The sequence below is a fragment of the Vibrio sp. AND4 genome (genome assembly GCF_000171815.1).
GTDB lineage: Bacteria > Pseudomonadota > Gammaproteobacteria > Enterobacterales > Vibrionaceae > Vibrio.
This window is the reverse complement of the sequence record NZ_ABGR01000006.1, coordinates 82,345-104,010: the sequence shown is the minus strand read 5'-3', so window position 1 is coordinate 104,010 and position 21,666 is coordinate 82,345. Positions and strand designations below refer to the sequence as shown.

Sequence of the window (21,666 nt, the reverse complement as noted above, 5' to 3'; positions counted from 1 at the left end):
CGTTTAGTCCTCCGCTAGTGGTTTAAAGCGACGCAGCTCAGTTAGACGGTAGCCTGTGTATGTACCGAGTAGTAGAATTCCTGCCAGTACAATGAGCTGAAGGCCAATAAAGTTAAACGTCAGGTGTTGGATGTACGGGTTGGTCATCGCCAAGTAAACCAGCACAGCCGTCAGCAGTGAGCCACCACCTTGAAGCGCGACTTCTTTTGCGCCTTCTTCTTCCCATAGAATCGACATACGTTCGATTGTCCATGACAAAATGATCATCGGGAAGAAAGTAATGGTTAGGCCTTCAGTTAGACCAATCTTGAATGCCACCACGGTGAATACGGAGATGATCAGAATGACCGTGATGATAACGGCGGATATCCTCGCGACCAGAAGTAAGTTCAGCCTTGATAAGTAACTTCGTATTATCAGACCCGTGCCCACAATCAATAGGAAACCAACAATACCAGTGATTAGTTGCGTTTGAACGAAGGCAACTGCAATCAGAACAGGCATAAAGGTACCGGATGTTTTAAGACCGATGATGACGCGAAGGAATACAACAATCAGCGCACCAATTGGCACCAGCATAATGGTTTTAAACATCGCTTGCTCTTCAAGTGGCAAACTGTGGATTGATAGATTCAATAAACCATCAGCTTCCACTTTATTGTTGGTCGCTTCTTTTGGTGTCAACTCTTGTTTAATCATCGAGAAGTGAACTTGGCTGTTCTTACCGCCCACAAGGTCAAGCAGAGAAACGTTTGATTCATCCCAAACAAGAAGGTTAGGTTGTGCTGCGGCTTGCTCTGAGTTTGGTGAGAACAGAACCCAATTGTCACCAGACCAAACTTGGACCATAGGTTGAATGGTTTGACGACGACGACCATCTTCTAGTTCGATGACACCCACCGTTTTGCTTTGCACACCCGCGGTGAGCAGTATTTTGTGCAGTGCATCGGTGCGGTCAAAATCGTTTAAAATCAGTGCCGCATTTTGGCTGTCTGGGTCGTTGAGTGTTTTGATCAGCTCACGAGCGAAAGTTTCATTGTCTGCAGAGCGGCTCATTGCACGCTCGATCAACGCGTTCGCTGCCGCTTGTTGTGGTGCGGAAAGGGTTGGCTTGATGATTTCGCCTGTTGGAGGCAGTTCATCCACTTTCGCTTGAGGGTCAACCAAGAACTGCGCTTTGTAGTAAATGGTCTGTGCGCCAGTTGCTTGACGGATTGACCATTCAGCTCGGCGACCTGAATCAGAGTTTAAGTAAGAAACACCGTACCCTGGAGACGACGCTGACTCTCGGATTAAGGTAAAACCTTTTTGTGTATGAGGAGCGGCGAGGGAAGCTTTTATTTCGCCGCCGTTTGCATTAAATTCTACTCGGGCTTCAACATCCCATACTTGACGAGTTTCGCCTGGAGTCCAAGGGACACCATAATTCTGATGTCTGAAAACACTCAAAGCGATGCCCGCTACAACCAAAAAAATGATTGACAGATAAAAGGGTATTCTGGACGTCATAATCTACCTTATTATTTCTTCTCTTCTTCCGTTTGAATGTATTTATGGCTGACATCTACTAGTGCGATGTCACGCATAAATTCTCTTCCCAGTAACACAGGATGGTTCATTTGAGAGCGATCTGCCAACGTAAACTGCGCTTTTTCATGAATTTTTCCAACGCGTATCCAAAGTTCAACAACCGCTCTACGCTCCGGTTCTTCATTGGTTGCTTGGCGGATTTTCACGTAGCGAATGATTGGCGCTTCAATCCAAATATCTTTTTCTTCCTCTGACTTGGTATTGTCAGCGAGGTGAAAGCGTACCCAGTTTTTGCCATTTCTTTCGAACTTTTCGATATCGATAGCATTCATCGAAGAAGTCGCTGCGCCCGTATCCACGCGAGCGTCAAATGTCTGTTTGATAGAATCGATGGTCACTCGCTCAATTGAACCAAGAACAATGTCATGGGTAGGAGTAGCAAGAACAGGAGCAGGCGCTTGAACAATGATAGGTTCTTTTAATTTGCCGACTTGAGTCATCGCCTCTTTGCGGAAGGTACTAAGTTCATCACTCAACTTATCCACTTGCCCTTCCAGATTTTCGATGTGATTCGACTGCTTACTGAGTTGAAGCTCTAAATTAGTAACGCGAGTATTGAAATTTGTTTCGGAAGCTTGAATAGCAGCTAACGTTTCTTGGTGGTACTGTTCGCCTTTGGTTAAAGTACATCCAGACAGTAAGGCGATGGCAACAACCGGAGTCAATCGTATAAACATTGATAACCTTGGGATTGGAATAAGTTGTTTGTTTTTTAGGAGTTTAGCGTTATCGACAATCGCTCACAAGCAAGAATCTGAGATAGTCTCTTGCAGAATGAGAACGAGTGACGAAAAGCCAAAAAATTAAGGATACGATACGCATCCTTAATTAGATTTGAAAGAGGTTAATGTCTAAACTGGGGGAGTGAGTTAAGACAATGTCAGAAATCTCAGTTAATTATGGCTTGATCGCAACAAGCACTGCTCGGCGAGGGGCAGGATAGCCTTCCACCGTTTTGCTTGGATCGTTTGGATCTAGGTAGTCCGGCAGGGAATTATGGGTCATCCAACTGGTTGTGCGCTGCTCACCAACAGTCGTTACGTTTTCATCTACGATGCGCACATCGTTAAAACCAACCAGTTCTAGCCACACTTTTAGTGCTTTTGCGGAAGGGAAGAAGTACACATTACGCATTTGTGCGTAGCGAGAAGTCGGTACCAACACTGCATTCTCATCGCCTTCGATTACTAGCGTCTCTAGGACAAGTTCACCACCTGATACCAACTGGTCTTTTAGTTGCACTAAGTGATCCAGTGGAGAGCGACGGTGGTAAAGCACGCCCATGCTGAATACGGTGTCGAACGCTTCTAACTTGGGCAGCTGTTCAATCCCTAGTGGAAGAAGGTGAGCACGTTGGTCATCGCCCATTAACTTGCGGATTGCTTCGAACTGAATTAGGAACAGGTGAGAAGGATCGATACCAACCGTTAGGCGTGCACCTTCGCCCAGCATGCGCCACATGTGGTAGCCGTTTCCACAACCCACATCTAATACGCTGCGGTTTTTCAGTGGCGAGATGTGTGGAAGAACACGATCCCATTTCCAGTCACTGCGCCATTCGGTATCAATATGAATACCGTGCACTGTGTATGGACCTTTACGCCAAGGGTGGAATGTACGTAGCAGGCTTTCTAGCTTTTTCAGCTCACCTTCATGAAAAGGCGTATCGTTGCTGATGGTCACTGAGTTTTTGATGTCCACTTGGTTTGGTGCACCTTGTGGGATCTTGTTCAGCGCTTTCAGCCAGCGACCAAAGTCACCGTGCTCAGCATTTTGCCAATCTGTTAATTGTTGAGGTAATACGTTTAGCCACGGCTGAAGACGAGTGTCTTGCGCGATTAACTGATAAAAATTAGCAAAATTAAACATAGTTTTTCACTGATTAGTAAATTAAAAAATTGAGACTAAATGCGAATCGTTAAGACTTTTTCGCTATTTGATCGCAAACATCGAACCAAAGTTAAAGCACTGGAACCAAACATCGAAGCTTGAGAACCCAATTTCTTCAAAACGCTTTTTATGATCTTTCTTAGAATCAGGGCGCATCACGTTTTCAATGGCGCTGCGTTTTTGACTGATCTCTAGCTCGCTGTAGCCATTGGCACGCTTAAAGTCGTGATGAAGGTCAATCAATAGTGCGTTGGAGGCTTCATCTGCAAACACGAACTTCTCAGACAAAATCAAAATACCGCCCGGACGCAGGCCCGCGTAGATCTTCTCTAGTAGCGCATAGCGATCGTCTGGAGAAAGGAATTGTAGCGTGAAGTTCAACACCACAACGGATGCGTTTTCGATCTCGATATGACGAATGTCTGCTTTTACTACATCAACTGGGGTATCGCTGCGGTATGCGTTGATGTGAAGCTTGCAGCGATCGACCATCGCGGGGGAGTTGTCCACTGCAATGATTTGACAACCTTCTTGTTTGATATGACGACGCATAGACAGCGTTGCGGCACCCAAAGAACACCCTAGGTCGTAAATGTTTGAGTGAGGCTTAACAAACCGCTCTGCCAACATACCAATTGCAGAAATGATATTACTGTAACCCGGCACTGATCGTTGAATCATGTCAGGGAAAACTTCCGCTACGCGTTCATCGAACGTGAAATCCCCAATTTTATCGATTGGCGCCGAAAAAATGGTATCTGGATTGGTCTTAGGGTTCATAATCAAATCTCTGCATATAAACCGCCTGAAAGATCAGGCATCAAAAAAGGCGCGTATTTTATGGGAAATTCGCGCCTCTGTCATTTTCTTAATTATAAGCTTGGCTAAAACATTTGTATTTGCGAGTTGCCATCGTTGGCCGGAAATACAGACAAATTTGGTAGTGGAAGCTTAAGTTGCAGCTGTTTATAAAGTTTTTCAGCAAGTTCTGGGGCTAAGACGTTATCCGGTGTGTGGATCATCAAGTACGGCTGGATATCTTGTTCAATCCATACCGGTAACTTTTTCAACCAAGGTTCAAAAAAGCGCAGGTTGTCGTCCATATCTGGATGACCGATAAAACGAATCACCGGGTGCTTAGCAGTTGCGATGGCATGCACTGGGACGCGAGGCTTTTTCTGGTGGGCATCGATTACCGCTTCAGTCGTAGGCTGCGCAGCGAATACAGGGCGACTGTCCATGATAATGCGGTCAATGCCGCTCTCTAACAGCCACTGGTTCAGCGCACGCTCTTCTTCACCTTTGGAGAAAAACGCCATATGGCGAACTTCCACTCCAAGCGGGAAGTTCGGCGGAAAGCTGGCACAGAACTTCTTCAGGCGCTCAAGATGCTCAGGACCAAAAGCGGCAGGGAGCTGGATTGTCCATTGACCGACACGATGGTGAAGCGGTTCCATAACCTTCATAAAGTCGCGTAACTGTTCGTCGCAACCTCGGAGCATCTGTTCGTGAGTGATGGCTTTTGGCAACTTAAAGGTGAATTTGAAATCGTCGTGAGTCGCGGCTTTCCAGTTTTGAACCGTGTTGAGCGTTGGTGTGGCATAAAAGGTGGTGTTGCCCTCTACGGTGTGGAACACCTGAGCATACTTCTCTAGCCGCTCAGCGGGTCTGGTACCACTGCCATAAAAGCTTTGTTGCCACTGGTTGTGTGACCACATGGTCAATCCAAGTCGAAGAGGTAAATTTTCCATATCTTTGCTTTACGTTTTTTCCTGCGCCCACTTTACGAGAGTTTTGCTGAAATAGGTAATTTCACGCTATAATCTCAAGCAATTTTTTCGCTTTGGTGCGCTTTTGAACATTTGTTGTACTAAAAAACACCAATGAATGATAAAACACACTTAATTGTATGTTGAGTAGTCGATTTTCATAGGCTTTCAGCGTATAAATGGATCTTTACTCTGCTCAGTAATAAGGCTGACAGAGGGTAGTTAACAATATTTTAGAGATTGGGAATTTCATTATGCGTACCCATTACTGTGGTCACCTGAACAAGTCCCTTGCAGGACAAACTGTAGAACTTTGCGGCTGGGTTAACCGTCGTCGTGATTTAGGCGGTCTTATTTTCATCGATATGCGAGATCGCGAAGGTATCGTTCAGGTAGTAGTTGATCCAGATATGGCAGATGCGTATGAAGTGGCTAACACACTTCGTAATGAATTCTGTATCAAACTAACTGGTGAAGTCCGCGTTCGTCCAGAAAGTCAAGCAAACAAGGACATGGCAACAGGTGAAGTTGAGATCCTGGCGAAAGGTCTTGAAATCATCAACCGTTCTGACGTTCTGCCTCTCGACTTCAACCAAAAGAACTCTGAAGAGCAACGTTTGAAGTACCGTTACCTAGATCTACGTCGCCCAGAAATGAGCGACCGCATCAAGCTACGTGCTAAAGCGTCTAGCTTTGTTCGTCGTTTCCTAGATGACAACGGTTTCCTAGATATAGAAACACCAGTACTAACCAAAGCGACACCAGAGGGTGCTCGTGACTACCTAGTACCTAGCCGTGTTCACAAAGGCAGCTTCTACGCGCTTCCTCAGTCTCCACAGCTATTCAAACAGCTGCTAATGATGTCTGGTTTTGACCGTTACTACCAAATCGTTAAGTGTTTCCGTGACGAAGACTTGCGTGCTGACCGTCAACCAGAATTCACTCAGATCGATATCGAAACGTCATTCATGACGGCTGACCAAGTTCGTGCAACGACTGAGAAAATGGTTCGTGAAATGTGGCAAGAGCTACTGAACGTTGACCTAGGTGAATTCCCAGTAATGCCGTTCAGCGAAGCGATTCGTCGTTTCGGTTCTGATAAGCCAGACCTACGTAACCCACTAGAACTCGTAGACGTTGCTGACCTAGTGAAAGACGTTGAGTTCAAAGTATTCTCTGGTCCAGCAAACGACGAGAAAGGTCGCGTTGCCGTTATCCGCGTACCAGGTGGTGCTGAGCTTACTCGTAAGCAAATCGACGGCTACGCAGAATTCGTAGGTATCTACGGTGCGAAAGGTCTAGCATGGATGAAGGTTAACGACCGTGCAGCAGGCATGGAAGGCATCCAATCTCCAGTAGCTAAATTCCTAAACGAAGACGTGATCAACGGCATCCTAGATCGCACTCAAGCGGAATCTGGCGACATCATCCTATTTGGCGCAGACAAAGCTAACATCGTTGCAGAAGCACTAGGCGCACTTCGTCTTAAACTTGGTAAAGACCTAGGTCTAACTAAAGAAGGCACATGGGCTCCTCTATGGGTTGTTGACTTCCCAATGTTCGAAGAAGACGACGAAGGCAACCTGCACGCTATGCACCACCCATTCACATCGCCTCTAGGTGTGTCTGCGGAAGAGCTAAAAGCGAACCCAGCAGCGGCGAACTCAAACGCATACGACATGGTTCTAAACGGCTACGAGGTAGGCGGTGGTTCTGTACGTATTCACAACGCAGAAATGCAAGCTGCAGTATTCGATATCCTAGGTATTAATGCAGAAGAGCAACAACTGAAATTCGGCTTCCTGCTGGACGCGCTAAAATTCGGTACGCCTCCACACGCTGGACTAGCATTTGGTCTAGACCGTCTAGTTATGCTGCTATGTGGTACAGAAAACATCCGTGATGTTATCGCGTTCCCTAAAACCACGGCGGCGGCTTGTCTACTAACAGACGCTCCAAGCCTTGCAAACCCAGCGGCTCTAGAGGAGCTAGCGATTGCAGTAACCGTTGCGAAAGAAAAAGACGCAGAATAAGCGCCCCGCAATTAAAGAAAATACTCCCGCACTTGCGGGAGTTTTTGTTTTAATGGCATATATTGTTATAAATTTAGTGAGTGATTAATTAGGACTCTTCATGTCGATTATTTTGGGCATTGACCCAGGCTCTCGTATCACTGGCTATGGCGTGATTCGCCAACAAGGTCGTCATCTTCAATATCTGGGCAGCGGTTGTATCCGTACTTCTGAAAAAGAGTTGCCAGGTCGACTCAAGCAAATATATGCTGGTGTTACGGAAATCATCACCCAGTTCCAGCCTGATGTTTTTGCCATTGAGCAGGTGTTTATGGCAAAGAATGCTGACTCAGCACTCAAGCTTGGACAGGCACGTGGTAGTGCAATTGTTGCTGCCGTGAATGCCGATCTTCCGGTGTATGAATACGCTGCTCGACTCATTAAACAAGCGGTAACTGGCACAGGCGGCGCTGACAAAGTACAGGTTCAGCATATGGTTCAGCACATGCTTAAGTTGCCAGCGAAACCTCAAGCCGATGCAGCTGATGCGTTGGGCGTAGCCATTTGTCACGCTAACACGAATAAGACGCTAGTGGCGCTTGCAGGTAAAGCGACCAGTGCAAGAAAAGGCCGCTATCGTTAAGTGTGTTCTCATATTAAAAATGTGAAATATCAGCCAGGTTTGATGATTAAGTTGCCTGCAAAGTCTCACCCATCCGCATAAAGGACTGGATGTCTATCCAGTTCTTTATTATCCTGTCGCAAATTCATTTCCAAAGAGTATCTATAGTGATTGGACGTCTTCGCGGCACGCTGCTTGAAAAACAACCACCTGAAGTTTTAATTGAAGTTAATGGCATAGGTTATGAAGTTCAGATGCCTATGAGCTGTTTCTACGAACTGCCAAATGTAGGCGAAGAAGCCATTATTTATACTCATTTTGTTGTTCGTGAAGACGCACAATTGCTTTATGGTTTCAATACAGTAAAAGAGCGCGCGCTCTTCCGCGAAGTCATTAAAGCGAATGGTGTCGGTCCTAAGTTAGGCTTGGGGATTCTTTCTGGCATGACAGCCAGCCAATTTGTTTCTTGCGTGGAGCGTGAGGACATATCAACGCTTGTGAAGCTACCAGGTGTTGGAAAGAAAACGGCTGAACGACTGGTCGTAGAAATGAAAGATCGCTTGAAAGGGTGGAGCGCCGGCGACCTATTTACTCCGTTTACGGATGCGGCACCAGCAGACTCCGGTTCTGCAGCGTCCAACAACGCAGAAGAAGAGGCGATAAGTGCGCTTCTTGCTTTAGGCTACAAGCCAACTCAGGCATCGAAAGTCGTGTCTCAGATCGCTAAACCGGATATGACCAGTGAGCAACTGATCCGTGAAGCACTAAAATCAATGGTGTAATGGAAAGTTCAAGGGAACAATATGATTGAAGCCGATCGTTTAATCGCGCCAGAGAATCCTTCGTTTCGTGATGAAGATGTCATCGACCGTGCGATTCGTCCTAAGAAACTGGCGGATTACCAAGGTCAGGATCATGTGCGTGATCAGATGGAAATTTTCATCAAAGCCGCTCAACAGCGAAATGAAGCGCTCGACCACCTTTTAATTTTTGGTCCTCCGGGTTTGGGTAAAACCACGCTTGCGAATATCGTCGCCAATGAGATGGAAGTGAACATTCGAACCACTTCGGGACCTGTGTTAGAGAAAGCAGGGGACTTAGCCGCTCTGCTGACTAACTTAGAAGAAAACGATGTTTTGTTCATTGATGAGATCCACCGATTAAGCCCAATGGTTGAAGAGGTGTTATATCCAGCTATGGAGGACTACCAATTAGACATCATGATTGGTGAAGGCCCTGCAGCGCGCTCAATCAAGATTGATTTGCCGCCTTTTACTCTGATAGGTGCAACGACACGTGCAGGTTCTTTGACGTCACCTCTTCGTGATCGTTTCGGAATCACACAGCGTCTTGAATATTACAAAGTACAGGACCTAAAAGATATTGTTCAGCGCAGCGCTGATTGCTTGGGCTTATCAATGGAGCCGGAAGGTGCGCTAGAAGTTGCTCGTCGTGCTCGTGGTACGCCGCGTATAGCCAATCGGCTGCTTCGCCGCGTTCGTGACTATGCTGAAGTGAAAGGGAATGGTCATATTTGTGCCGATACCGCAGACAAAGCGCTGAATATGCTTGATGTGGATGCCAAAGGTTTTGATTATATGGACCGTAAGCTGCTGTTGGCGATCATGGAGAAATTTGGCGGTGGTCCAGTAGGCTTAGATAACATGGCGGCAGCCATTGGTGAAGAAAAAGACACCATAGAAGACGTTCTTGAACCATATTTGATCCAACAAGGCTATTTGCAACGCACTCCGCGGGGCAGAATTGCCACTGATCGTGCTTATTTGCATTTCGGAATTGAAAAGTAAGATTTCAACACTGAGTGCATGGTGCTCGGTGTTGACGTATTTTTGACTTATATCTCATTTATTGACTCTATTTTTATTCTCATTTGATAATAAAAATCTATCTATTGTTAACTCTGTGTAGTTGCCTTGGTGATAGATACCTCTCCTGATTACCCTTCATTAACATACCAATCTGACTTTTTTGATCTGGATCAATTTGGTGGATTTTTGTCCAAATTCAAAAAGGAAAGATTGATATACATCAAAACGTTTCCTCACTATAAACCTTTTGAAACAATCCGTTTTTAGCAGTAATATTAGTCCAAGCTATATTAGCTCATGCTTAACAATTAACTAACTAATAAAGCACATTTTTGCAACAAAGCGTTGTGATAATTCAACATTTTTCGGGTGTGAATAACACTTGTATATGGATTGCAATATCTAGAGAGTGTCATTCAGCCGACACATAGGAGTTACCATGATTGACGTCGTTGATCTGTCGCGGTTGCAGTTTGCACTTACTGCGATGTATCACTTCCTATTCGTACCATTGACCCTTGGTATGGCCTTCCTTTTGGCCATTATGGAATCAATGTACGTAATGACGAATAAGCAAATCTACAAGGACATGACTAAGTTCTGGGGTAAGCTTTTCGGTATTAACTTTGCACTTGGTGTGGCTACAGGCCTTACCATGGAATTCCAGTTTGGTACGAACTGGTCTTACTACTCCCACTATGTAGGTGACATTTTCGGTGCACCACTTGCGATCGAAGCACTGGTTGCTTTCTTCTTGGAGTCTACTTTTGTTGGTCTGTTCTTCTTCGGATGGGATCGTCTATCAAAACGTCAACACTTAGCCGTCACTTGGCTGGTTGCTCTGGGTTCTAACTTCTCTGCACTTTGGATTCTTATCGCCAACGGCTGGATGCAAAACCCAGTAGGCGCAGAATTCAACTTCGAAACCATGCGTATGGAAATGGTGAGTTTTGCTGAAGTGGTATTCAACCCGGTTGCGCAGGTTAAATTTGTACACACAGTAGCGTCTGGTTACACGTGTGGTGCAATGTTTGTGCTAGGTATCAGCTCATACTACCTCCTGAAAGGTCGTGATGTTGCGTTCGCTCGCCGTTCATTTGCTATCGCTGCTTCTTTCGGTATGGCTGCGATCCTATCGACAATCGTTCTAGGTGACGAATCTGGTTACGAGTTGGGTGAAGTTCAAAAAGTGAAGCTAGCTGCTGTCGAATCAGAATGGCACACAGAGCCTGCACCAGCCGCATTCACGCTGTTTGGCATTCCAAATCAAGAAACAATGGAAACCGACTACGCCATCAAGATTCCTTTCGTCATGGGTATCATCGCGACACGTTCATTTGATGAACAAGTAACAGGTCTACGTGACCTTCGAGATGAGCACGTGGATCGCATCCGCAATGGTATGTACGCTTACGAGCTACTAGAGAAATTGCGTGCGGGTGATAAGTCTGAAGCAAACATGACCGCGTTTGACGAAGTGAAAGGTGACTTGGGTTACGGTCTACTTCTAAAACGTTACACAGACAAAGTTGTTGACGCGACAGAAGATCAAATCCAAGCAGCAGCTGATGACTCAATTCCAACTGTATGGCCGTTGTTTAGCGCGTTCCGTATTATGGTTGGTTGTGGATTTATCATGCTATTTGTTTTTGGTGCATCATTCATCCAGACATGTCGTCAGAAGATTGAACAGAAACCATGGATTCTAAAAGCGGCACTGTTGAGCATTCCACTGCCATGGATTGCTATCGAAGCAGGTTGGTTCGTTGCGGAATTTGGTCGTCAGCCATGGGCTGTTGGTGAAATTCTACCGGTCAATGTTGCTGCTTCAGCGCTTTCTGCAGGTCAAATCTGGACTTCATTATTTGCAATCCTGGCGCTTTACACTGTGTTCTTAATTGCAGAAGTATACCTGATGGTGAAATTCGCTCGTAAAGGTCCAAGCAGCCTGAAAACTGGCCGTTACCACTTCGAGCAAAACGCTGACTCTATTGAAGACAAAGTTAGCCGCCAAGTAGAAGCGTAAGTTAAGGAGAAAACAAAATGTTTGATTACGAAATATTGCGATTCATCTGGTGGGTGTTGATCGGCGTTTTACTCGTTGGTTTCGCTGTCACTGACGGTTTCGATATGGGGGTGGGCGCGCTCGTCCCTGTCATCGGTAAAAACGACACGCAACGTCGTGTGATGATCAACTCAATCGCTCCACACTGGGATGGTAACCAAGTATGGCTTATCACAGCTGGTGGTGCATTGTTCGCTGCATGGCCTCTTGTTTACGCGACATCGTTCTCTGGTTTCTATCTGGCGATGATCTTAACGCTAGCAGCACTTTGGCTTCGTCCACTTGGACTTGATTACCGCTCGAAGATTGAAGATAAAAAATGGCGTAACACCTGGGATATTTGTATCTCAATCAGTGGTTTCGTTCCACCAATCATCTTTGGTGTAGCGTTTGGTAATTTGCTACAAGGCGTTCCGTTCGAACTGAACGAATTCCTAATGCCAACATACCACGGTTCGTTCTTCAGTCTTCTTAACCCATTTGCATTGCTATGTGGTCTAGTCAGTTTGTTTATGATCCTGATGCAAGGCTCGACTTGGTTACAGATGAAAACAACGGGCGAGGTACATACCCGCGCTCGCAACGTCGCTCAGCTTACTGGTCTACTGACGATCGTTGCTTTTGTTGCAGCTGGTTTCTGGATCCAAAACATTGAAGGCTACGTCATCGTAGGTGGCATTGACACCGCTGGACCATCTAACCCGCTAAACAAAGAGGTTATCCGTCAAGCTGGTGCGTGGATGGCAAACTTCGAAACTTATCCGCTACTATGGGCTGCGCCTGTACTAGGGGTTGCAATGCCGCTGCTTGCTATCTTGGCATCTCGCCTAGAGAAGTGTGGTATTGCGTTTTTGACGTCTAGTTTGGCAATTGCGGGCATTATCTTTACTGCAGGTATTTCAATGTTCCCATTCGTTATGCCCTCAAGTGAGGTTTACGCACATAGCTTGACAATGTGGGATGCCACGTCATCTGAGCTAACTCTGAACCTAATGACGGGGGTAGCCTTTGTTATGGTTCCGATCATCTTGGCTTACACGTCTTGGACTTACTACAAGATGTTTGGTCGCTTGGATGATCAGTTCATCGAAGACAACAAAAACTCACTTTACTAAGGAGCGACAATTATGTGGTATTTCGCATGGATTCTAGGTGTACTGCTTGCTTGCGCATTCGGTATCATCAACGCTCTTTGGTTAGAGCATTCTGAAATGATGGATAAAGATAGTGACTAACCTCGCTGATAAGATAGCGCAGTTTCACTTACCAATGGACAAGACTCTTTTGAGGGTCTTGGCCTTAATCCTCGGCGGTTTGCACGTGGGATTGGTGATGTGGGATCCAAACGCGTACCATCTAGAAATTGGTGGCTTTAATGCGTTTATCGCGCCTGCATTGATTTGGGCAGTATGTTCAAGCATGGTATATGGTGTTGGCTTCAAGCCGAGAAAGTGGTACTGGCAAGTATTGTTCAGCCCATACTTCTCATTCGCTATCTTAATTTATCTGACTGCACTGTATTTCATGTAAACGTGACATCCTGAAATAAAGTCGGTTACTAAATCATCGAATAAAAGCCAGACAACTCGTCTGGCTTTTATTTTTTCCACAAATTTCAAAAATATTTTCTTCGCTCAGTACCAATTACTGACGCTTCAGTTATAGTAATCGCTTTAAAGAATTGAAATAACTGGTACTCCCTTGCAAGGCACATCAAACCCTTTCCACTGGCCAATCACCGTGTATTATGAAGATACTGATGCGGGTGGCGTTGTATATCACTCAAATTATTTGAAATTCTTTGAACGAGCACGCACCGAGATGTTGCGTGCAAAAGGCATTTCTCAACATGTGTTACTGGAACAAAACATTGGCTTTGTTGTCCGACATATGGATATCGATTTTAATCATGGCGCAAGGTTGGACGAGCATTTAACTGTCTTAACCCGAGTGTCAGAGGTCAAACGTGCATCTCTGCAATTCTGTCAAGAGTTAGTCAATGATGAAGGCAGAACATTGTGCAAGGCAATGGTTAAGGTAGCATGTATCGATAATAAGAAAATGAAGCCAATTGCGATTCCATCCTTTATCAATTCGGAGCTAACAAATAGTGACTGCTGATATTTCCATCTTAGATCTTTTTCTTCAGGCCAGTCTATTGGTTAAGCTTGTGATGTTGACACTGCTAGGCATGTCTATCGCATCATGGGCTATGATCATTAAACGCAGCAAGGTCTTATCTCAAGAGTCAAAAAGTGCTGAGTCATTTGAAGACAAATTTTGGTCGGGCACAGACCTTTCGCTGCTTTATCAAAAAGTGAAAGGCCGTAAAGACGAGATTACCGGCACAGAAGAAATCTTCTACGCGGGTTTTACCGAGTTTGCACGTCTGCGTAAGAGCAACGCGAACTCACCAGATTACGTTATGGAGGGTACTGGTCGCGCCATGCGTGTGGCAGTCGCTCGTGAAGTGGATGAACTTGAAACGAGCTTACCATTTTTGGCAACGGTAGGGTCCATCAGCCCTTACATAGGTCTGTTTGGTACCGTTTGGGGCATCATGCACGCCTTCATCGCATTAGGCGAAGTAAAGCAAGCGACACTTTCGATGGTCGCACCAGGTATTGCAGAAGCACTGATTGCAACAGCCATGGGCCTATTTGCAGCAATCCCTGCCGTTATGTTCTACAACCGCTTAAGCAATAAAGTAAGCAAGCTAGAACATACCTATGCCACTTTCTCTGAAGAATTCCACAGCATTTTGCACCGTCAAGCGATGGCGGGTCGAGACAGCGCAAGTAAGGAATAAGTCATGGCGGGTTACCAACCTAAAAAGCGAAAAATGACGGCAGAGATCAACGTTGTACCTTATATCGACGTAATGCTTGTTCTGTTGATCATTTTCATGGCGACCGCTCCATTTGTGACTCAGGGGGTGGATGTCGATCTTCCACAAACTTCGACGGCTGAGTCCATGCAAGACCTGGCGGGTGATACTGACAGCAGTTTCATTATCATTGAGATTGATCGTGACGGGAATTTAGGCCTGAGCGTGAATGATGAAGAGGTGCAACGCGGTCTATCCTTACAAGACGTGATCGTAAGAGTAAAAGCTGAACGTGAAATTAAACCTGACTCTCCTGTTGCCGTCGGTGGTGATGCGGCAACGCCATACGCTGACGTGGTACTTTTGCTTGATGAGCTTAGTCGTGCAGGCATCCCGAAAGTGGGTCTGATGACCGATATCAAAGAATAGACATCGAGCATCTATGAAAGACAATAAGAAGAAAACCAAAGAATACACCAAACCGATAGCAATATCGGTTGGTTTGCACATGCTGCTTGTTGTAGCTCTGCTTTGGGGGACGGATTTCAACATGACCAAGCCAGAGCCGACAGGTCAGATGGTTCAGGCTGTGGTGATTGATCCTAAACTTGTCCAACAACAAGCCAAAGAAATTCGTCAGCAACGTGAAAAAGCAGCGAAGAAAGAGCAAAACCGTCTCGATAAGCTTCGCCGCGAAGCGGAGCAGTTAGAGAAAAACCGCAAAGCAGAAGAAGCGCAGATTCGTAAACTAAAAGAGCAGCAGGCGAAAGACGCTAAAGCCGCTCGAGAAGCCGAAGCGGTTCGTAAGAAGAAAGAACAAGAACGTAAGGCCGAAGAAGAACGCACTCGCAAAGCGAAACAGCAAGCGGCAAAAGCCGAGCAAGAGCGTAAAGCCAAAGAAGAGGCAGTACGTAAAGCGGAGCAGCAACGTTTAGCGCGTGAGAAAGCCGCCAAAGATGCGGAAGAAAAAGCGAAGCGTGAACGCGAAGCCGCGGCAAAAGCCGAACAAGAACGCATCGCAAAAGAAAAGGCTGCCAAAGAGGCCGCAGAGAAAGCACGCAAAGAAAAACAGCGTCTTGAGCGAATAGAGCGTGAGCGTAAAGAGCAAGAAGCGGCATTGGATGACATCTTTGCTGGTTTAGAGAGTGAGTCGAGTGCAAACCAACAGGCGCAGGGGAAATTTGTGGCTGATGAAGTGTCTCGCTATAGCTCAATCTATACTCAGCTTATTCAAAGTAAGTTGCTAAAGGATGACTACCTATTGGGAAAGAAGTGTAGAGTTGACATTAAGCTGATTCCGACAGGGGCAGACATGATCGTCTCATCGGTGAGTGTGCTTTCTGGAGACTCTAGAGTGTGTGCAGCGGCAAAAAGTGCAATCGCGCAAGTGCCAAGTTTTCCAATGTCTACCGATTCAACAGTTAACCAAAGGCTGAAGGATATTAATCTTACGGTCGAACTAAAACGATAAGGGATAAGCCGTGATTAAACGTCTTTTACTAGGAATGTTTGTACTGCTTGGCAGTCTAACGAGTGTAGCTCACGCTGCATTAGAGCTGGTGATTACCGATGGTATTGATTCAGCGCGACCAATCGCTGTTGTTCCCTTTAAGTGGGAAGGCAGTGAGCCTCTTCCGACTGATATTTCTGCTGTGATTGCTTCTGACTTGCAACGCAGTGGTAAATTCAGCCCGGTACCGACCAACAAAATGCCCCAGACGCCATTCAACGAATCAGAGGTGAACTTTGATGCGTGGACGGGCCTAGGTGTGGACGCATTGCTGACGGGCTCAATCAAAAAGAACGAGCAGGGCAACTTCGTGGTTAACTACCAATTGGTCGATGTAGTACGCGGCCAGCTAACTGGCGGTAAGAGCAAAGCATTGGGCGATGGTGAACTGGTCCTCTCGAAAGATCATATTCTTTTCAACAAGGTTGCGACGGTCCAAGGCCCACGCATGCGTGAATATGCACACCGCATCTCTGACTTGGTTTACGAGCAGCTCACCGGAGATCGTGGTGCGTTTATGACGCGTATTGCTTACGTGGTAGTGAACGACAAAGATAGCTTCCCTTACCAACTTCGCATATCAGATTATGACGGTTATAACGAGCGTTTGGTACTTAGGTCTAAGCAGCCCCTGATGTCTCCCGCATGGTCTCCAGATGGCAAAAAATTGGCTTATGTCAGTTTCCAAAATGGCCAAGCCGAAATCTTCATCATGAATATTTACACGGGTGAAAGAGAAAAGATCACGTCATACCCTCGTCATAATGGTGCGCCAAAATTCTCACCTGATGGCAGCCAGTTAGCGCTGGTTCTATCTAAGACTGGTTCGCTTCAGGTTTACACCTTGGATCTAAAAACTCGCAAGCTGTCACAAATTACGCGTGGCAGATCAAATAATACAGAACCCTTCTGGCACCCTGATGGTAAATCACTGATTTTCACCTCTGACAGGGGTGGTAAACCTCAGATTTATAAAGTAGATTTGGCCAGCGGTTCGACTAACCGTTTAACTTGGCAAGGTAGCCAAAACTTAGGTGGTCAAATCACCCCTGATGGTCGATTTCTGGTCATGGTGAACCGCAGTGATTCGGGTTTCAACTTGGCGAAACAAGATTTGGAAACAGGTGCTCTTCAGGTTCTTACGCAAACATTACTTGATGAGTCTCCAAGTATTGCTCCAAATGGTGGCATGGTCATCTATAGCTCGATCTACAACAAGAAAAACGTACTTTCAATGGTATCAATTGATGGTCGATTCAAAGCCAGATTACCCGCAACAAATGGGCGTGTAAGAGCACCCGCTTGGTCACCGTTCTTGTAGTTAAGAAAAATTGATTAATAAAGGAAAATAAGATGCAACTGAACAAGGTTCTAAAAGGACTACTAATCGCGATTCCTGTTATGGCTATGACAGCATGTAGCTCAAGCGATGACGCGGCGTCTAACGCTGGTGCCGAAACAAACATGAATACTGGTGTTTCAGAAACAACAGTAGTAACGCCGATCGATCAAAATAGTCAGCTAGCTGAGCAAGAGCTAAAAGAGCAAGCGCTACGTGAAACTCAAACTATCTATTTTGCATTTGATAACTCAACCATTGCGGGCGATTACGAAGAAATGCTAGCGGCACATGCTTCTTACCTAAGCAAGAACCCTGGTCTAAACGTAACGATTGAAGGTCACGCGGATGAGCGTGGTACGCCTGAGTACAACATCGCACTGGGCGAGCGTCGTGCTGAAGCAGTATCGAACTACCTTCAAGCGCTAGGTGTTCAAGCCGACCAAGTCTCTATCGTTAGCTACGGTGAAGAGAAGCCACTTCTTCTGGGTCAATCTGAAGATGTTTACGCTAAGAACCGTCGTGCGGTTCTAGTATACTAATAGAGGTAGACCTCATGTTCAGTAACACTAAGCGCGCTGTTACGCTTACGTTGCTGGCAAGTGCAGCGAACTTCGCGTTCGCTGCACCAGCTCCAGTATCCGATCTCAACAGCACAACATCAGCATACACTCGGTCTTCCTCTGAAAGTGACGTCGAGCGTTTAGAGCGTTTGTTGAAAAATCGCAATCGCGTCCAGCTTCAAATGCAAGAGCATATTGACCAAATGTCACAAGAGATCAGTGAACTACGTGGTCAGCTAGAACGCAACAGCTACGAAATGCAACAAATGCTGAAACGTCAGAGAGAGTTGTTCGTTGAGTTAGATCGAGTGCGTGGTGAAATCAAAGCAGCGCCAGCAAAAGAAACCAAACCAGCGGAGAAGGTAGGTAAGTACTCATCCAACGCTGATGAGCAAACCGCTTACCAAGATGCGGTGGACTTGATCCTCAAGAAACGAGATTACAGCGGCGCTATTGCTGCATTTCAACAGTTTCAAAAGGACTACCCTGACTCCACTTATTCTGCGAACTCGAATTACTGGTTAGGTCAGTTGTACTTCGCGAAGAAACAGGACAAAGAAGCAGTGAAAAGTTTTGCTGCTGTGGTTTCTGACAAAGGTTCCAACAAGCGTGCAGACGCACTTGTTAAGCTAGGCGATATCGCAGAGCGCAACAACAATGACGCGCAAGCGAAGAAGTACTATCAGCAAGTCGTGGATGAATACCCAGGCAGTGCCTCGGCGAAAGTGGCAGGCTCCAAGCTGAAGTAATTACGCTAAATTAACATCAAGATAATAAAGGGAGCTTAGGCTCCCTTTTTCTTTACAGTTTGTTTTTGTCAGTCTCCGATCTGCTGACTTTGGTAAGAAAGTGCACATTATCTACAGTTAGAATTATTATTTACAACAAAGATATACGGCTAGACTGCTATAAATTCTAGTTACGGGTTGGTGTTTAAAAATCAACGAGGTTACAATATGCGGATTAAAGGAAGTTGCGTAGAGCAAGAGCAATGAGCCACATACTAGATAAAATCGAGACAGTTTACCCATTCCCGCCAAAACCAATCCCACTAAGCCAAGAAGAAAAAGCCGATTACATCGAGCGAATCAAAAAGCTGCTTAAAGAGAAAGACGCGGTTTTGATCGCGCATTACTACACCGATCCTGAGATCCAAGCTTTGGCTGAAGAGACCGGCGGTTTTGTTGGTGATTCGCTGGAAATGGCGAAATTTGGTAACCGTCACCCAGCAAGCACACTGATCATTGGTGGTGTACGATTCATGGGCGAATCTGCAAAGATTCTTACGCCTGAAAAACGCATTTTAATGCCAACGTTAGAAGCAGAATGTTCTCTCGACCTTGGCTGCCCGGCAGATAAGTTCAGTGAATTCTGTGATGCCCACCCAGACCATACCGTTGTCGTATACGCCAACACGTCCGCAGCGGTAAAAGCGCGCGCAGATTGGGTCGTAACATCAAGTATCGCCCTTGAAATCGTTGAGCACTTAGATGCAGAAGATAAGCCAATTATCTGGGGGCCTGACCGTCACCTAGGCTCCTACATCGCAAACCAGACTGGCGCCGACATGTTGCTATGGCAAGGTGAATGTGTGGTTCATGATGAGTTCTCCGCAGACGCTCTACGCAAGATGAAGAGCGTATACCCAGATGCCGCTATCCTAGTGCACCCAGAGTCTCCTGCGAGTGTGGTGGAACTTGCGGATGCAGTGGGTTCTACAAGTCAGCTAATCAAAGCGGCGAAAGAGCTTCCTCAGCAACAAATGATCGTGGCTACTGATAAAGGCATCTTCTTCAAGATGCAGCAGCTAGTGCCAGAAAAAGAGCTGATTGAAGCACCAACAGCAGGTGCGGGTGCAACGTGTCGCAGCTGTGCACACTGTCCTTGGATGGCAATGAATGGCCTTAAAGCGATTGAAAAAGCATTGAGCGAAGGTGGTGCAGAGCACGAAATCTTTGTTGATGAAGCGCTACGTGTGAAATCTCTGATCCCACTGAACCGCATGCTAGATTTCGCAGATCAGCTTAATTTACAAGTAAAAGGCAACGCTTAAGTATTTTATTGTAAACACAGCGGTTTGCTAAGATTATCCTCAAAAACCAGCCAAATATGGCTGGTTTTTTTGTTTTTTACAATCAATGAGTTAGTATTAAGTTATTGTAATCAGAGAGGGATCTGAGATCTATGGCTGTATGGCTGGTAATGAAAAAGTGGCTGAGAGGTCATCTTTTCAAATTGAGTAACCGAAACCTCCTCGTTATCAGTGGCGCTTACATTATCATTTCATGGATATTGTTAGACCTTGCGGGAGAGCATGCATTAACTGATAGCTTCTCAAACTTTATTTACTACTTAATGGTTACGGCCTCTACAGTTGGCTATGGCGATCATTCACCCGTTACGGATTTGGGTAAATGGGTTGTGGTGTTATTTATTATCCCGGGTGGTTTGAGCTTATTTGCTGCTATTTTGGGGCGAGTAGCAGGTGGAGCAATTGACTATTGGCGAGCGGGAATACTGGGCAAACGGAGAGTAAGAGTGGAAAACCATATCGTATTATTGGGTTGGAATGGTGCACGTACCATGCATCTGATTCGAATGTTACAACATGAAGAGGATGGCAAGCGTCCGATTGTGTTGTGCAGCCGTTCTGATATTGAAAACCCATTGCCGGGTGAGATCGGTTTTATCAAGGTCAACAGCTATACTGACGCACAGGAGATGAAGAACGCCAACATCACCGAAGCAAACTGTATCATCGTTGATAACCTCACCGATGACATTACGCTCTCAGCTGCTTTATATTGTGCCTCTGTAAACCCAGATGCACATTTACTTGCCTATTTTAAAGATGACGCGTTGGGGCGACTACTGAGCCAGCATTGCCCGAGAGCGGAATGTATTCCGGCAGTTGGGGCCGAGATGCTCGCTAAAGCGGCAGTGGATCCGGGATCAAGTGCGCTGCATCAAGAGCTACTTGCTTCGACCCGAGGCATGACCCAGTACTCCGTGGTTTACCCGGAAGATCAACCAACGACGAATGTCGAGACGATTTTTGGGTTTATTAAGAAGCACCATCAAGCTACCTTGATCGCTTTTGATCTTGGCGGCGGTATTGAGCTGAACCCTGACCTCGGTGCTCAAGTACCACCGAGCACTAAACTGTTTTATATTGCTGATGAGCGAATTGATGCTTTTGCTTGGACAGACATGAATAAGGACAAATAATGCACATAATTGCAGACCTGTTGGCAGGTTTTCCTAACTTTCTTATCTATTTCTCCGTTTCGATTATTTTCGTTCTGGCGTTCAAGTTCGTTTATGTAAAACTGACACCGTACGATGAATGGCACCTGATCAAAGAAGAGAAAAATACCGCGGCCGCGATTGCGTTAAGTGGTGCGTTTCTTGGTTACTGTTTGGCGATTTCAGGGGCTGCGACGAACTCAGTGAACATCATCGACTTTATGGTTTGGGGAATAGTGGCCATGCTTGCCCAGCTCATAGCCTTTGGTATCGTGCGTTTTATTCTGTTACCAAAAGTCTCAGAGCGTATCGAGAATAATGAAGTGCCAGCGGGTATTGTGCTTGCGGCTGTCTCTGTCTCTGTCGGCGTGTTGAACGCGGCTTGCATGACGTATTAGGAGGAG

23 protein-coding genes are annotated in these 21,666 nt (G+C 45.9%); 18 read left to right on the top strand and 5 right to left on the bottom strand.

Features of this window, described 5'->3' with window-relative positions:
* Positions 1-3 precede the first annotated feature (3 nt).
* The 5 genes from AND4_RS09415 to AND4_RS09395 form a co-directional block, all read right to left on the bottom strand.
* Positions 4-1,509 carry an inactive transglutaminase family protein gene (locus tag AND4_RS09415; protein WP_009842734.1) on the bottom strand — a complete coding sequence of 502 codons (1,506 nt, stop codon included), beginning with the start codon at positions 1,507-1,509 and terminating at the stop codon, positions 4-6.
* 11 nt (positions 1,510-1,520) lie between these two features.
* Positions 1,521-2,267: an ATP-dependent zinc protease gene (locus AND4_RS09410; protein ID WP_009842733.1), complete on the bottom strand. Its 747-nt coding sequence runs from the start codon at positions 2,265-2,267 to the stop codon at positions 1,521-1,523.
* A 220-nt stretch (positions 2,268-2,487) separates the two neighbouring features.
* Positions 2,488-3,459 carry a tRNA 5-methoxyuridine(34)/uridine 5-oxyacetic acid(34) synthase CmoB gene (cmoB, locus tag AND4_RS09405; RefSeq protein ID WP_009842732.1) on the bottom strand — a complete coding sequence of 324 codons (972 nt, stop codon included), beginning with the start codon at positions 3,457-3,459 and terminating at the stop codon, positions 2,488-2,490.
* Between the two features lie 63 nt (positions 3,460-3,522).
* Complete coding sequence (gene cmoA, locus AND4_RS09400) at positions 3,523-4,260, bottom strand: carboxy-S-adenosyl-L-methionine synthase CmoA (protein WP_009842731.1); 738 nt, start codon at positions 4,258-4,260, stop codon at positions 3,523-3,525.
* Positions 4,261-4,364: 104 nt separating this feature from the next.
* Positions 4,365-5,231 (bottom strand): DUF72 domain-containing protein, encoded by an 867-nt coding sequence (locus tag AND4_RS09395; protein ID WP_009842730.1) that lies wholly within the window; start codon positions 5,229-5,231, stop codon positions 4,365-4,367.
* A gap of 272 nt (positions 5,232-5,503) precedes the next feature.
* Here AND4_RS09395 and aspS point away from each other — a divergent pair, with 272 nt between their 5' ends.
* The 18 genes from aspS to AND4_RS09305 all read left to right on the top strand — a co-directional run bounded on the left by aspS (position 5,504) and on the right by AND4_RS09305 (position 21,660).
* Positions 5,504-7,282, top strand: coding sequence for an aspartate--tRNA ligase (aspS, locus tag AND4_RS09390; protein ID WP_009842729.1), 1,779 nt, complete (start codon positions 5,504-5,506; stop codon positions 7,280-7,282).
* Between the two features lie 100 nt (positions 7,283-7,382).
* Positions 7,383-7,904, top strand: coding sequence for a crossover junction endodeoxyribonuclease RuvC (ruvC, locus tag AND4_RS09385; RefSeq protein WP_009842728.1), 522 nt, complete (start codon positions 7,383-7,385; stop codon positions 7,902-7,904).
* A gap of 146 nt (positions 7,905-8,050) precedes the next feature.
* Positions 8,051-8,665: a Holliday junction branch migration protein RuvA gene (gene ruvA / locus AND4_RS09380; RefSeq protein ID WP_009842727.1), complete on the top strand. Its 615-nt coding sequence runs from the start codon at positions 8,051-8,053 to the stop codon at positions 8,663-8,665.
* A gap of 21 nt (positions 8,666-8,686) precedes the next feature.
* The gene (ruvB, locus tag AND4_RS09375) at positions 8,687-9,691 is read left to right on the top strand and encodes a Holliday junction branch migration DNA helicase RuvB (protein ID WP_009842726.1); all 1,005 of its coding nucleotides are present in this window, start codon (positions 8,687-8,689) and stop codon (positions 9,689-9,691) included.
* Between the two features lie 460 nt (positions 9,692-10,151).
* Positions 10,152-11,738: a cytochrome ubiquinol oxidase subunit I gene (gene cydA / locus AND4_RS09370; protein ID WP_009842725.1), complete on the top strand. Its 1,587-nt coding sequence runs from the start codon at positions 10,152-10,154 to the stop codon at positions 11,736-11,738.
* Between the two features lie 17 nt (positions 11,739-11,755).
* Positions 11,756-12,892, top strand: coding sequence for a cytochrome d ubiquinol oxidase subunit II (gene cydB, locus AND4_RS09365; protein WP_009842724.1), 1,137 nt, complete (start codon positions 11,756-11,758; stop codon positions 12,890-12,892).
* 12 nt (positions 12,893-12,904) lie between these two features.
* Positions 12,905-13,012 carry a cytochrome bd-I oxidase subunit CydX gene (gene cydX, locus AND4_RS19490; RefSeq protein ID WP_009842723.1) on the top strand — a complete coding sequence of 36 codons (108 nt, stop codon included), beginning with the start codon at positions 12,905-12,907 and terminating at the stop codon, positions 13,010-13,012.
* Positions 13,005-13,307, top strand: a complete 303-nt coding sequence (ybgE, locus tag AND4_RS09355; protein WP_009842722.1) for a cyd operon protein YbgE — start codon at positions 13,005-13,007, stop codon at positions 13,305-13,307. The genes cydX and ybgE overlap by 8 nt, the downstream gene beginning before the upstream one ends.
* Positions 13,308-13,478: 171 nt before the next feature.
* Positions 13,479-13,898: a tol-pal system-associated acyl-CoA thioesterase gene (gene ybgC / locus AND4_RS09350; protein WP_009842721.1), complete on the top strand. Its 420-nt coding sequence runs from the start codon at positions 13,479-13,481 to the stop codon at positions 13,896-13,898.
* A complete protein-coding gene (gene tolQ, locus AND4_RS09345; protein ID WP_009842720.1) occupies positions 13,888-14,586 on the top strand; it encodes a protein TolQ in 699 nt (232 codons plus the stop codon). Before ybgC ends, tolQ begins: the two co-directional genes overlap by 11 nt.
* Positions 14,587-14,589: 3 nt before the next feature.
* Complete coding sequence (tolR, locus tag AND4_RS09340) at positions 14,590-15,033, top strand: protein TolR (protein ID WP_009842719.1); 444 nt, start codon at positions 14,590-14,592, stop codon at positions 15,031-15,033.
* 13 nt (positions 15,034-15,046) lie between these two features.
* The gene (tolA, locus tag AND4_RS09335; protein ID WP_009842718.1) at positions 15,047-16,075 is read left to right on the top strand and encodes a cell envelope integrity protein TolA; all 1,029 of its coding nucleotides are present in this window, start codon (positions 15,047-15,049) and stop codon (positions 16,073-16,075) included.
* A 10-nt stretch (positions 16,076-16,085) separates the two neighbouring features.
* The gene (gene tolB / locus AND4_RS09330; protein WP_009842717.1) at positions 16,086-17,435 is read left to right on the top strand and encodes a Tol-Pal system beta propeller repeat protein TolB; all 1,350 of its coding nucleotides are present in this window, start codon (positions 16,086-16,088) and stop codon (positions 17,433-17,435) included.
* Between the two features lie 32 nt (positions 17,436-17,467).
* Positions 17,468-17,995 carry a peptidoglycan-associated lipoprotein Pal gene (pal, locus tag AND4_RS09325; RefSeq protein WP_009842716.1) on the top strand — a complete coding sequence of 176 codons (528 nt, stop codon included), beginning with the start codon at positions 17,468-17,470 and terminating at the stop codon, positions 17,993-17,995.
* 14 nt (positions 17,996-18,009) lie between these two features.
* A complete protein-coding gene (ybgF, locus tag AND4_RS09320; RefSeq protein WP_009842714.1) occupies positions 18,010-18,765 on the top strand; it encodes a tol-pal system protein YbgF in 756 nt (251 codons plus the stop codon).
* 242 nt (positions 18,766-19,007) lie between these two features.
* Complete coding sequence (gene nadA / locus AND4_RS09315) at positions 19,008-20,069, top strand: quinolinate synthase NadA (protein ID WP_009842713.1); 1,062 nt, start codon at positions 19,008-19,010, stop codon at positions 20,067-20,069.
* Between the two features lie 131 nt (positions 20,070-20,200).
* Entirely contained in the window at positions 20,201-21,244 is a 1,044-nt protein-coding gene (locus tag AND4_RS09310) for an ion channel (RefSeq protein ID WP_009842712.1), read from the top strand.
* The gene (locus AND4_RS09305) at positions 21,244-21,660 is read left to right on the top strand and encodes a DUF350 domain-containing protein (protein WP_009842711.1); all 417 of its coding nucleotides are present in this window, start codon (positions 21,244-21,246) and stop codon (positions 21,658-21,660) included. The genes AND4_RS09310 and AND4_RS09305 overlap by 1 nt, the downstream gene beginning before the upstream one ends.
* Positions 21,661-21,666 lie beyond the last annotated feature (6 nt).